Genomic DNA, 13,463 nt, shown 5'->3' with positions numbered 1-13,463 from the left:
CCTCCGATAGTGCACTGCGCCACTGACAATGCCTTCAAACCACGGAGGGGGAGGCGAAGGAACCTACGCCGGAGTCATCAGCAAAGGACGCGCCCTCTCCCGCAGCTCGACCACGCGCGGCTCGTCCCCGTACGGCTCAAGACGATGCAGAAGATCCTTCACATACTCGGTGGTACGCGCCGAGGAGATCCGTCCCGCGACCTCCACCGCCCGCACGCCCTGCTCGCATGCCGCATCGAGATTGCCCGACTCCAGCTCGGCGACCGCGGAGACCACCAGCCGCAGCCCGTGCGAGCGCACGAACTCCTCCGTCGGCTTCGACAGCGCCTGCTCCGTGAACCGTCGCACCTGACGCGGTGCCTTCAGATCGCGGTAGCACTCGGCGGCGTCCGCGCAGAACCGGTCGTAGGAGTAGAAGCCGAGCCAGGACGGATCGTGGTCACCCTCCCGGGAGCGCTCCAGCCAGCCCTCCGCCGCCTTGAGCGCGGCGCCCGCCGCCTGCGCGTCACCCGCGCGCGCATGCGCGCGCGCCTCGACGAGCCGGAAGAAGCTCATGGTGCGGGCCGTGGCGAGGCCACGGTTGCGTTCCAGCGCGGCCTGCGCGAGGTCGACGCCCTCGTCGCCGAAGCCGCGATACGTCGCCTGAAGGGACATCGACGCCAGCACATACCCGCCGAGGGGGACGTCAGCAGCCGCGCGCGCCAGCCTGAGCGCCTGGATGTAGTACCGCTGCGCGGCCTCCTGCTGGCCCGTGTCGAAGGCCATCCACCCCGCAAGGCGGGTCAGTTCGGCGCTCGCCCCGAACAGCGCCCGGCCCACCTCGTCGGAGTACGAGCCGAGCAGCAGCGGTGCCGCCTCCACCCGTAAGCACTCGGGCACCATGGACGAACGCCAGTCGCCGCCTCCGTACTTGGAGTCCCAGCGCCTGGCGTCCTCGGCGGCCTCCCGCAGTTTCTGCACATCGCTGTGGCCGACTTTGACCGGTGCGCCGGAGCCCTCGGCGGGGTTCACCTCGCGCGCGACCGAGCTGTCGGCCGGGGTTATCAGCCATCGTGAGGCGGGCGTTGCGTATGCGCTCACGGCGAACGATCCGGCCAGCGACTGCCAGATGCCGCCGGAGCCGGCGCGCCGCCCGGCGAGGTCGAGACGGTAGAGCTCCGTCGCCGACCTGACCGCCTGTCCGACGTCCCGGGGGAAGGCGAGGCCCACTTCGGGCGCGGGATCCGCGTCCGCCAGGCCGATCTCGTGGAGCGGCACCGGGCGGCCGAGCTTCTGGCCGATGGCGGCGGCTATGAGGTGCGGCGCCGCACCCTGCGGCACCATCCCCTTCGACACCCAGCGCGCCACCGACGTCTTGTCGTAGCGAAGTGTCAACCCGCGTTGAGCGCCAAGGTCGTTGACGCGGCGCGCGAGTCCTGCGTTGCTGATTCCCGCGAGGGCGAGAACGGCGCCGAGCTTTTCGTTCGGCCCGCGTTGCTCCCTGGACATGCGCCACCCCTCGACACAGACGGCTGCCGCGCTGGCATAACCACGCGGCATTCGTAAACCCAGCGTAGTTCGCCGCATCCCAAGCGTTAAGGGGCATTCTTCCGGATGGCGGGATTGTGGTCCGTACTGAAGTGCGGTTCAGGTACGGACGGTTGCGGTGTGCTCCCGACGTGTGGCCGTGCGCCCGTCCGTGCGCTCTTCTCCGGCCATCGGGGGAGCGATTCCATGGATCGTGCGTGGGTCGGCCCGCTGTACTGGATCCAGTGGGCTGGGGGACACCGCCGCCTCCATCCCCGCGGGCGGCGGAACGGTCCGGGGGGCGAGTCCCGCCTCCCGGACTGCGCACACGCAAAGTAGTGCGCAGGGCCTGTACGGAGCGTGGTCGAACCTGCCGTCGACACGCCGATTTGGCTGAAAATCGACCCTGCCTCTCGCGGGTGATTACCGCTCCCACCATGGAAGTTGAGGGCGCGAAAGGCGTTCTTGGGGAGTGAACCGGGGGCGCATTCGCGTCGCCGTGGCGGAGTGGTCTCCTTGGCCTGCACGGGTATTGATGCCCTATGGGGGCGCCCGCGGGGGCGCATTTCGCGGATCTCAAGCGGTGTCACGGCGTCTCCGGCGCGCGTCCTTCATGGCAGCATGGTGAACCGGTTCGTACGGTGCACTGTTGTCCACAGCCTGTGGAGGCGTCGATGCGGTGGTTGGTGGGATGGAGCAGCACCGCCGCGGGAGCCGCCGTGATCGGTTCCGCGGGGGCCACCGGGCCCGACGGCGAGACCTTGCACCCGGTCGGGTCCCAACTCCTGTGGGGCGACCCCGATCCGCTGTGGGCGGTCGGCGACTGGCGCCCCGACGAGGTGCGCGTGGTGCAGGCCGACGCCCAGAACCGGATCGCCGTCCTCGGCATCTGCGGGGCGAGCGACGAGCAGCTGCGGGTCGGTCTGTTCGCCGCGCGGGGCGGGGCACTTCGGCATCTGACGGCCTGGCCCGGCAGCTACACGGCCGTCGTCCAGGTCGGCCGCCGCGTCATGGTGTGCGGCGATCTGGCGGGCGCCCGGCCGGTGTTCTACACCCCCTGGGCCGGCGGTACGGCGTACGCGACCGCCGCGCTGCCCCTCGCCGACCTCATCGAGGCCAACCTCGACTTCGGGCATCTGGCCGCCCTGCTCGCCGCCCCGGACGTCCCCGCGGCCCTGGACGACTCCACCCCTTATGACGGCGTACGGCGCATCCCGCCGGGGCACGCGCTGATCCTTCGCGCAGGGGCACGGGAGATCGCCGGCTACGAGCCGGTCGCCTCCCTGGCGGTGGCGGCACCCCCGGCCGACCCGGACAGCGCGGTGGACGCCGTGCGCGACGCGCTGGTGGACGCGGTACGGGCCCGGCTGTCCGCACCCCGGCATGTGCCCGGCGCCGACATCGACCCCGGCCCCGTCCCGGGCATGGGGCCCGCCGAACGCCGCGCCGCGCGCGGGATGCCCGTTCCCGGCATCGGCGCGGACCTCTCCGGCGGCCCGGCCTCCGGCACCCTCGCCCTGCTCGCCGCGGGCCTGCCCGGCATGCCGGGCACGGTGCTGGGCCACGGCACGGGCGCGGGGGAGCGGCTGCTGGCCGTCACCTTCAACGACCTCGCCGTCGGCGGCCGGGAGTCCGAGCTGGAACGGGCGGGCACCCTCGCGGCCAACCCGCGCCTGCACCACGTGGTGGTGGCGGGCGGCGAGGAGACACTGCCGTACGCCGATCTCGACGGCCCGCTCACCGACGAACCCGGGCCCTCCCTGGTGACGGCGGCCCGGCACCGGGCGCGGCTCGCGGCGGGCAGCGCGGACCACTTCACGGGCTACGGCGCCCGCCAGGTGCTGGACGCCCACCCGGCCCGGCTGACCGACCTGTTGATGGACCGCAAGCGCCGGCATCTCGTCCGCCCCGTCGCCGCGCTCGCCAAGGCGGACGGCTCGGTGATGGTCCCCGCGCGCGTGTACGGCGCGGCGCGCAAGCTGGCGCGCACGCCGTATGCCACGGGCCTGGAGGCGCTGGCCGAGCGCCTGCTCCACCGGCGGTTCGACGAACCCGGAGGTGCCGTAGGGGCGTCACTGGCGGCGCTCACCTGGGCCAGACCGGGCCCGGCGGCGCGCTGGCTGACGGGTGAGGCACTGGCTGAAGTATCGGTTCGTCTGCAAGGGGCGACGCACCGCTCCGGAGTCGGCCCCGGACAGCGCCCCGGCGACTACCGCGCGCGTGCCGCGCTCGCCCGTCATGCGGCGGACCTCCGCGTCCTGGAGCAGGCCGCCGAGATCCGCTTCCAGCGCCTGCACGCGCCGTTCCTCGACAACCAGGTCGTCCGCGCCTGCCGCGTACTCCCCGAGGCCCTGCGCGTCCAGCCCGGCGCGCGCGCCGCGATCCTGCGTACGGTCCTGGAAGGCGCGGGCGTCGCCGACCTCCCGGCGGGCTGGGGCGCCCCGTCCCACGCCCCGGCGGCGGTGGCGGCCCGCACGGGGCTCAGGGTGGCGGCGAACGACCTGATGGCCCTGTTCGGCACACCCCTGCTGGCCCAGGCCGGCCTGGTGGAGGCACGTGTGGTCCGCAAGGCCCTGCGAGCGGCGGCCGAGGGCGAGCCCCTCCCGCTGGACGGCCTGGCAGACCTCGTCTCCCTGGAACTCTGGCTCACCCGACTGCTGGCCCGCAGGGGCACCTGCTGGACCGGAACCCCGGCACGCGCGCGTGCGGTACCTGCGGGGATCACGCCCCAGCGGGGGGCGTTGGGGGCGGGGGCAGGGGCGCGGCGTGCGTAAGCGCCCCGGAGATCCTGAGCGACGAGACGCCCACCCCGCCGAGCCCGCGCCCTAGGAGCAGGTGAACTTCGCCTCGGCCCAGTCCGCGAGGAGCACGCTGTCGAAGTGGCTGTGCGGCTCCACCACCAGCCGTACGGTCTCGCGCCCGGCGATGTTGACCGAGACGGGGACCGCCGGGTCACCGCCCTTGATCATCCCGGACCGCCACAGCCGTACCCCGTCGGCGTGGACGGAGAAGTAGAACTTGCCGAGCTTCAGGTTCATGTCGTCGACGCCGACCAGGGCCTGGTAGGTGGTGCACTCCCGGTTGAGGTCGATGGTGACGGAGGACTCGCCGTGCACCGTCACCCCGTGGGCGTACCGCGTGCCGTCGATCGACACGCCGTAGCGCTGCCACACCCAGCTGCTCTCGCCGAGCCGCATTTCGGGTTCGGTGCCGTCGCCGTTGACGTCGTACGACAGCTCGCTCCACTGGTACTCGGCAGGCGCGGTCGGAGGAGTCGGAGTCGGAGTCGGGGTGGGCGTCGGCGTGGGGGGCGGGGTCGGCGTCGGAGTGGGCTTCGGCGTCGGCTTCGGCTTCGGGGTGGGGGTCGGGCTGGGTGTGGGGGCGGGCGTGGGCGTCGGTGCCGGCTCGGCGGCGAAGACGGGTGGGGCCGGCTCCGGCTTCTTCGGGAGCTTGGGCTTCGGGGACTCCTCCACGACGGGCGCGGGGGAGGACACCGGCGGCTTGGCGTCCGGCTTCGGCGCCGGATCGTCATTGCCGGCCAGCGCGAGGGCCACCGCGGCGGCGGCCACGGCGACCACACCGGCGGCGATACCGGCCTTCACCGGCGCGCCGAGCCCCCCGGAGGCCGCGGCGCCGCCACCGGCGCCCGCCCCACCCGAGGAGGAGCCGATCGCCGAGGCGGCCGCGCCCGCGGCGCCCGCTCCGGTGCCGCCCGCAATGAGGGCGGCCACCTTGGCGTACCCGGCGGCGCCGAACCAACCGATGACGGCGACCGGCACGACAGCCGGGATACCGCTGGCGACTTCCTTGATCTGGCCCGCGGCCAGCCGGCACTTGGCGCACTCCTCCAGATGCTTGCGCAGGCCCAGTTCGGCACGGGTGCGCAGACCACCGCGGGCGTAGGCGCCGAGCCGGTCTGCGTAGCGGGCGCACTCCTCGTCGCTGACGAGGGTGGCGCTGACATGGGCCTGGAGGTAGGCCTGCTTGAGGCCCTCGCGGGCGCGGCTCGCGAGCACGCGCGTGCCGTTGGCGTCGAGCCCGAACAGCGTGGCGACCTTGCTCGGCGACTCGTCCTCGACCTCGGTGTGCCACAGCACGGCCTGCCAGCGCTCCGGCAGCGACCGGAAGGCCCGCATGGCCATCGACTGCTCGGCCTCGTGCATCGCGCGCACATCCGCGCCCAGGTCGAGAGAGTCGCCGTCGGACACCTCGGACACCCGCTCGGCCTGGGAGGCGAACACCGCGAAGTCGTCGACCAGTTGCTCCCGCTTCGCGGACTTCGTCCAGGTGGCCGCGACGCGCCGGACCGAGGTGAGCAGATACGCGCGTACGGCGTGCTCGGGGCCCGAACCGCCGCGGACCGCCTGGAGCATGCGGGCGAAGACCTCGGCGGTCAGGTCGTCCGCGGTGTGGCCGTCGCGGCAGCAGGTGCGGGCGTACCGGCGCACCGCGTCGGCGTGGCGGCGGTAGAGCTCCTCGTAGGCCGAGTCGTCGCCCGAGCGCATCCGCCCGATCAGATCGGCGTCCGACGGCGGCAGATCCCTGGGCGGCGGCAGGACGCTGCCCTTACGCCAGTCCCGCTGCGCGGGGACGCTGCCCTCCACGGGCTCGCCCCCCTGCGCCGGGATCGGGGCCACCGCGGGTTCGCCGCTCAGCGGCAGGTCCGCCCGCCCGCCCTGACTCGGTACGTGAGGCGAGGCCGGGCCGCGGCCCTCCGCGTCACCGTCACCGTGTGACTCGTCCCGCCCGTCAACGCTCATCGCGGAAAGCCCCCGCCGCCAGCCCAACCAGTCCCGAACACCGGGTCAGAGTGCCATATCGAATTTTGGTCAGCAGCCGACGGCAGGGGTCATCCGCTCATCCGTGGGCACTTCATGCGTCGCAGTACCGGCTTTCACCCATACGGGAAAGGTTCAAATGACGCTCCCGGGTACGGCAGTTGAGCCTTACGACCGGAATTCCCGAAATGTTCCCCGAGTGTTCCCGAGGCGGGAGCGCGCGCGGCGCCCACGCCCCCTCGTCACCTTTTCGAGTCAACGTCACCCCGCCCCGTCAGGACGGCCGCGAACGAAGCCCCTCCAGCAGGATGTCCAGCAGCCGTGCCGAGGCCGCCGCCTGCTGCGCCGCGTCCGGCAGCGAGGGCGCCGCCGTCGCGATCACCAGCAGGACGTCCGCCACCGACACATCGGCCCGCAGCTCACCCGCCGCACGCGCCCGCTCGACGAGCTGCCCCACGACCTCCAGCAGCGCCGAAGCCCCGGCATCGTCCTCCGCGGGCACGGCCGGACCCGCCGGAGTCTCTCCCGGCACCAGCCGCAGCTCGCCCGAGCCCGGCTGGATCCGCTGCTGCGGCACCCGCGCCTCGTCGAACCCCACGCCGTCCGCGTGCTCCTCCGCGACCCCGACGCGCAGCACCTGCGGCGGCAGCAGCCGCCCGGCACCCGACGCCACCGACGTCCGCAGGAAGCGCGAGAGCGCCGACCACGGCTCGTCCTCCTGCCCGAGCGCCGACCGGGCCTGCTCGGTCAGCCGGGAGGTCTCCTCCTCGGCTATCCGGCGCACCAGGACGTCCTTGCTCGGGAAGCGCCGGTACACCGTCCCGACACCGACCCGCGCACGCCGCGCCACATCCTCCATCGGCGCGCCGTAACCCAGCTCGCCGAAGACCTCGCGCGCCGCGCGCAGCACGTGCTCCAGATTGCGCTGTGCGTCCACCCGCAGCGGTGTCGTCCGCGCACTCTCGCGTCCGTTCCCCGCCGCGCTCATGGCTCCACCCATCGCCCCGCCCATCGCTCCGCCACCGGGTGCGATGGCGGACGTGGACGACCAATGAGAGTCCTGAACATGCATAAGCGTTCCCCCGGTAATGACGTCTCCCCCCGGAGACTCTCCCCGCCATTCGACAGCCGGAGCGTCGAGGAACATGCCCGGACCCGAGCCCGCCCGTCGCGAACCCTTGAGCCCGACGAGCGCATCCCCCTACACACCGTCGACACACGAACATAGTTGAGAGGGAGTCAATTCAGAAGGGGCACGTTCCGCACGGAGCGCCCCCCGATCGGCGTACGGGTCGTATACGTCCCGATTGCACCCCCTGCGACCCCCCGGCGCACACCCGTTGACCTGCGGACTTTCCCCGCACTCCGGCAATTCGGCCAACCCGGCGGCGCGATGGCTCACGGGCACACAAATTGCCGAGCCTGTGGACAAACTCAAGCGCTGGGTGCGTCATGGGATGGTGAAGGAACGTGCGCGCATTCTTGTTGTCGGCGGCGGCTACGTCGGGATGTACACGGCCCTGCGACTCCAGCGAAAGTTGAAACCAGAAATCAAGCGCGGAGAAGTCGAGGTCACGGTCGTCTCCCCCGACCCCTACATGACCTATCAACCGTTCCTTCCCGAGGCGGCGGCCGGTTCGATCTCCCCCCGCCATGTCGTCGTACCGCTGCGCCGCGTCCTCGACCGCTGCCGGGTCGTCATCGGCGAGGTCCGTTCCATCGACCACGCGAAGCGCACCGCGACCCTCACCACCCTCGCCACCGAGGAGGAGGGCACCGGCACCGAACAGATCTCCTACGACGAACTCGTCCTCGCCCCCGGCTCGGTCTCCCGCACCCTCCCCGTGCCCGGACTCGCCGACCACGGCATCGGATTCAAGACGGTCGAAGAGGCCATCGGACTGCGCAACCACGTCATCGAGCAGATGGACATCGCCTCCTCCACCCGCGACCCCGCGATCCGCGACGCGGCCCTGACCTTCGTCTTCGTCGGCGGCGGCTACGCGGGCGTCGAAGCGCTCGCCGAGCTGGAGGACATGGCCCGCTACGCCGCGCGCTACTACCACAACATCCGCCCCGAGGACATGAAGTGGATCCTCGTCGAGGCCTCGGACCGCATCCTCCCCGAGGTCGGCGAGGAGATGGGCCGCTACACCGTCACCGAACTGCGCCGCCGCAACATCGACGTACGTCTGAAGACCCGGCTCGAATCCTGCGCCGACCGGATAGCGGTGCTCAGCGACGGCGCCCGCTTCCCGACCCGAACGGTCGTGTGGACGGCCGGCGTCAAACCCCACCCTGTAGTCGCCGCCACCGACCTCCCGCTCACCGAGCGCGGACGGCTGAAATGCACCGCCGAGCTGACGATCGACGGCGCCACGCACGCGTGGGCCGCGGGAGACGCCGCCGCCGTCCCCGACGTGACCGCCGCGGAACCCGGCACACAGACCGCCCCCAACGCCCAGCACGCGCTGCGCCAGGCCAAGGTCCTCGGCGACAACATCGCGCACTCCCTGCGCGGCGAGCCGCTTGAGACGTACTCGCACAAGTACGTCGGCTCGGTGGCCTCCCTGGGGCTGCACAAAGGCGTCGCACACGTCTACGGGCGCAAGCTGAAGGGCTACCCTGCCTGGTTCATGCACCGCGTCTACCACCTCAGCAGGGTGCCCACCTTCAATCGAAAGGCCCGCGTCCTGGCCGAATGGACCCTGTCGGGGCTCTTCAAGAGGGAGATCGTCTCCCTCGGTTCACTCGAACATCCCCGAGCGGAGTTCGAACTCGCGGCCGGTGGAAAGCCTCCTGTCGACAGCGACAACGACCCGAAGGGGTCGTCCTGACCGGACCGAGGAACTCCACCGACCCGGCGGGCGTCTGACGGATGTCGGCCCGGTCCGCCACACTGCCAGACTGACCCCCGACCCTGGACGGGCAGCCGCCCGCCCTACGACTCCCACGAGACCGTCCCCACAGTGCTGCATCCCCGGGGAGCCACCCCCCAGACCCCCGGCCGGGTCCGGGCTGGCCGAAGACGACGACACGAGGCAAGGATTCGTGAACTTCACGCGCTGGAGCGCCCGGCTCCCCGGAACGCAGCGCCGCGCCGCAGCGCGGACCGAACACGCGGTCCCCGCGGAGCGGCGCGGCGAGAGCGCGGGCTCCGTCCCCGCGGCCAGAGCCGAACAGCTCACCGGCGAGGCCCCGCCCGTCCCGGCCCTCGACGAACTACCGGTCCGCGAGGTGCTGGACCGCGTGCCCGCCCTCGTCGCCCTGGTCCACGGCACCGACCACCGCCTCGCCTACGTCAACGACACCTACGCCACCGCCTTCGGCGTCCGCCCGCTGGGCGAACCGGCCCGCGAGGCCCTGCCGGAGCTGGACGAACTGGGCCTGCTTCCGCTCCTCGACCAGGTCCTGCGCAGCGGCAAGCCCCGCACGGTCAAGTCCCGCAAGGCCCCCGACGGCCGCTCCTACACCTTCACCTGCACCCCGGTCGCCGAGGGCGACGGAGGAGTGCTGATCTTCGCCACGGACGTCACCGACCACGCCGAGGCCGCCGAGCGCCTGCGCGCCAGCGAACGCCGCCAGCGCGAGACCGCGGTCACGCTCCAGCGATCACTGCTCCCCCAGGAACTCGAACAGCCGGACGACCTGCGCATCGCGGCGACCTACCAGCCCGGCGGCACGGAGGCCGCGGTCGGCGGCGACTGGTACGACGTCATCACCCTGGGCGGCGGCCGTACGGCACTGGTGATCGGCGACGTGATGGGCAGAGGCGTGCGAGCGGCGGCCGTCATGGGCCAACTCCGTACGGCGGTCCGCGCCTACGCCCGCCTGGACCTGCCCCCGCACGAGGTACTGCAACTGCTGGACGGCCTCGCCACCGAGATCGACGCCAACCAGATCGCCACCTGCGTCTACGCCGTCCACGACCCGAACGAAGGCCGGCTGGTGTACGCCTCCGCCGGCCATCTGCCGATCCTGGTCCGCGACGAGAACGGCACGGTGCTGCGCGCCGACGAGCCGACGGGCCCGCCGCTCGGCACCGGAGGCTGGATGCACGCGTCCGGCTCGATCCCGCTGAGCCCCGGCTCGACGGCCGTCCTCTACACGGACGGCCTGGTCGAACGCCGGGACGAGGACCTGGACGAGGGCATCGCGTCCCTGGAGCGCGCCCTGGCCGGCGCCAAGGGCACACCCCAGGTCGTCTGCGACCGTCTGGTCCGCTCGGCGGGGGTCACGGCGGACCACGACGACGACGTCGCGGTCCTGGTCCTGCAGCACCCGGCCCGCACGGGCCCGGACGGCGACCTCTTCCGCAACGCGGCCCTGGAACTGCTCGGGGGCGTGGAAGCGGCGCCACGCGCGCGTGCGTTCGCCTCCGGCGTGCTGACGAGTTGGCGGTTCCCGACGGACCTGCACGACCTGGGCGTCCTGGCGGCGAGCGAGCTGGTGGCCAACAGCCTCCAGCACGGCACCCCACCCATGCGCCTGCGCCTGCGCCGAACCGACCGCCGCCTCATCGTCGAGGTCACGGACGGAGACGACCACCTCCCGCGCCGCCGCCGAGCGGAACCGGGCGACGAATCGGGCCGAGGCATCGCCATCGTCGCCACAATCGCCTCAGCGTGGGGCTCCCGCCGGACGCCGGGGGGCGGCAAGGCGGTGTGGTGCGAGTTCGCATTGCCGCGCACAGGCTAGAAGCAGCCTCTCCGGCGTTTGAGGAGCGGGGGTCCAGGGGGCAGAGCCCCCTGGGATGGGACCGGTAAGGGCGGCGGGGGCGAAGAAGCTCAGGCGTGTGCCCGGGCAGGGTCTGTCGGGGTCGCGGCGCCCGTCGCCACCACCCGGCTCTTCGCCAGGGACGGCTGGTCCTGCGCAGGCGTCAGCCGGCGGCCCAGGCGCAGCGCCAGGTACGTGATGCCCAGCGAGAACAGCAGGAACGTCACGATGTACGGCGCGTGCAGCGCGGCTCCCATCGGGCCACCCACCGCCGGGCCGACCGCCAGCGCCAACTGCTTCACCAGGGCGAACGCCGAGTTGTACTGGCCGGCCATCCCCGTGGGCGCCAGATCCGCCACCAGCGGCGCGACCGTCGGCGACAACATCGCCTCACCCAGCCCGAACAGCGCGTACGTCGACACGAACGCCGCCGTCGCCATCTCCTGGCTGCCATGCCCAAGCCCGGCATACCCAGCCGCGACCCACGCCACGGCCCAGATCAGCCCCACCGCCGCGATCACCCGAGACCGACGCCGCCGCTCCACGAACTTCAGCACCGCGAACTGCGCCACGACGATCATCGCCGTGTTGGCGGCCAGAGCCGTCCCGAGCGCCGACGTAGAGATCCCGGCAGCTTCCACGCCGTACGCGCTCAGCCCCGACTCGAACTGGCCGTAGCAGGCGAAGAACAGCACGAAGCCCAGCACACACAGCTGCACCATCGCCCGGTTCCCCAGCAACTGCTTCCAGCTGCCCTTCGCCGACCGCGCCGGCGCGTCCCCGATCCGCGGCGAATGCGGCATCCGCACCGTCGCCATCACCACGACCAGCAGCAGGAACATCGCCGCCTCGATCGAGAACAGAAGGGTGAAAGAGGAGACGCGGGTCGTGTCGACCAGGTGACCGCCGATGAGACCGCCGACGCCGAGACCGAGGTTCTGCAGGAAGAACTGCATCGCGAAGGCCCGCGACCGGGTCCCCGCCGTAGACACGTCCACGATCATCGTCGCCAGCGCCGGCTGCATCACGGCCTGACCGGCACCCAACGCCGCCGCCGACAGCAGTACGGCCGTGGCGTTTCCCGCGAGGCCGAGGCTCAGCGCACCGAACGCGGCGGTGACCAGGGCGGCGAGCAGCACCGGAAGCGGGCCCCGCCGGACGATCGCCCGCCCGGCGAACGGCAGCACGATCAGCGCGGCCACGGCGAACACGGCGAGTACGAGCCCCGCCGTCACGGCACCAAGACCACGCACCTGCGCCACATAGACGTACAGGTACGGGACCGTGAAGCCGAGCCCGAACGCGCTGAGTGCGTTGCCCACATGGATCCGGCGCATCGCTGCGCCCATCACCCTGGTCACGTTCACCTCTCTCAAGTAGTTAGGCCTGAAGTGGTTAGATCTGAAGACTTCAAAGCTAAAGTTAGATCCTAAAGAGTACACATGGAAGGACTTCAACGCCAACTACCGCCGTGCGATACTGCGGCCCATGGGCGACAACTCCGGCATCAGCAGCGAGCCGACACTCGAAGAGCAGATCGCCGCCTACCAGCGCGAGTTCCGGGACCTCGACCCCCGGGTCGAGAAGATCGTCTCCGCGCTGTCCCGGCTGAACCGCCGCATGAACGTCGCCTACGGCCGCCAGACCGCCACGCTCGGCATCAGCAACACCGAGTGGGAGGTCCTCAAGGCCCTCGTCCTCTCCGGCGCCCCGTACCGGATGGGCCCGAGCGAGCTCGCCAAGCGCCTCGGCCTGACACCGGCCGCGATGACCCACCGGATCGACCGCATGGTCACCGAGGGGCTGGTCACCCGGGAGCGCGACGAGTCCAACCGGGTCCGCGTCATCGTGGAACTCACGACGGAGGGCCGGGAGAAGTGGATGGAGGCCATGCGGCTCGCCTCGGGCTTCGAGGAGGACCTGCTCCAGGACCTCTCCCCGGAGGAGCGCACGGCCCTCGGCGAGGTCCTCACCCGACTGCTGCGCAGGGTGGAGCATGCCCAGCCGGACGCCGGCGGCCGGCTGACCGACCTCGATTAAAGATCTTGACAGGGGCCGCTTGACACCCCCCTGTCAGATCCGTAGAGTTCTTCGGGTTGCCGCCGAGCCGTAACGGTTCTTCGACAACACCTCCGCCGCATGAGCGGCACCTCAAACCACCAGCACGATCTCCCAGCCGGGATGAATTCGGCGTGCCCGAATTCAATTCGAATGGGGCTCGGCAGCCCGATTAGGAACTGCCGGGGGAATCCGCTAAGGTTTGAGACGTCGGAACGGCCCAACGGCCGTGAGGACAAGCCCGGTTGACTGGGCGTCAGACGCCGAGAGGATCTGATAAAGTCAACACCGCCGGAAGGTCGAGAGGCCGGAAAGCGAATCCCGCCGACAGGGAATCGGATCGGAAAAAGGTCTGATAGAGTCGGAAACGCAAGAACGAAGGGAAGCGCCCGGAGGAAAGCCCGT

The 13,463-nt window shown here is 71.6% G+C and carries 8 protein-coding genes; 4 read left to right on the top strand and 4 right to left on the bottom strand.

The features are described 5' to 3' along the window. Window positions 1-63 precede the first annotated feature (63 nt). A complete protein-coding gene (locus H4N64_RS34550; RefSeq protein ID WP_186286488.1) occupies window positions 64-1,488 on the bottom strand; it encodes an MFS transporter in 1,425 nt (474 codons plus the stop codon). A gap of 692 nt (window positions 1,489-2,180) precedes the next feature. Here H4N64_RS34550 and H4N64_RS34545 point away from each other — a divergent pair. Beyond that, complete coding sequence (locus tag H4N64_RS34545) at window positions 2,181-4,280, top strand: asparagine synthase-related protein (protein WP_186286487.1); 2,100 nt, start codon at window positions 2,181-2,183, stop codon at window positions 4,278-4,280. Window positions 4,281-4,331: 51 nt separating this feature from the next. On the opposite strand, the gene H4N64_RS34540 is transcribed toward H4N64_RS34545, so the two are convergent. Both H4N64_RS34540 and H4N64_RS34535 read right to left on the bottom strand, forming a co-directional pair. Then, a complete protein-coding gene (locus tag H4N64_RS34540; RefSeq protein WP_186286486.1) occupies window positions 4,332-6,266 on the bottom strand; it encodes a sigma-70 family RNA polymerase sigma factor in 1,935 nt (644 codons plus the stop codon). Between the two features lie 292 nt (window positions 6,267-6,558). After that, window positions 6,559-7,356: a TetR/AcrR family transcriptional regulator gene (locus H4N64_RS34535; RefSeq protein ID WP_186286485.1), complete on the bottom strand. Its 798-nt coding sequence runs from the start codon at window positions 7,354-7,356 to the stop codon at window positions 6,559-6,561. Between the two features lie 385 nt (window positions 7,357-7,741). Between H4N64_RS34535 and H4N64_RS34530 the strand changes: the two genes are divergently transcribed. Next, window positions 7,742-9,121, top strand: coding sequence for an NAD(P)/FAD-dependent oxidoreductase (locus H4N64_RS34530; RefSeq protein WP_186286484.1), 1,380 nt, complete (start codon window positions 7,742-7,744; stop codon window positions 9,119-9,121). Window positions 9,122-9,335: 214 nt separating this feature from the next. Next, window positions 9,336-10,982, top strand: coding sequence for a SpoIIE family protein phosphatase (locus H4N64_RS34525; RefSeq protein ID WP_186286483.1), 1,647 nt, complete (start codon window positions 9,336-9,338; stop codon window positions 10,980-10,982). An 89-nt stretch (window positions 10,983-11,071) separates the two neighbouring features. On the opposite strand, the gene H4N64_RS34520 is transcribed toward H4N64_RS34525, so the two are convergent. Next, entirely contained in the window at window positions 11,072-12,337 is a 1,266-nt protein-coding gene (locus H4N64_RS34520) for an MFS transporter (protein WP_186286519.1), read from the bottom strand. Window positions 12,338-12,488: 151 nt separating this feature from the next. On the opposite strand from H4N64_RS34520, the gene H4N64_RS34515 reads away from it, so the two are divergent. After that, a complete protein-coding gene (locus H4N64_RS34515; RefSeq protein ID WP_186286482.1) occupies window positions 12,489-13,040 on the top strand; it encodes a MarR family winged helix-turn-helix transcriptional regulator in 552 nt (183 codons plus the stop codon). Window positions 13,041-13,463: the final 423 nt, after the last annotated feature.

Origin of the sequence: Streptomyces cupreus, assembly GCF_014257025.1 — a bacterium.
Lineage (GTDB): Bacteria > Actinomycetota > Actinomycetes > Streptomycetales > Streptomycetaceae > Streptomyces > Streptomyces cupreus.
This window is presented reverse-complemented; position numbering and strand designations above follow the sequence as displayed.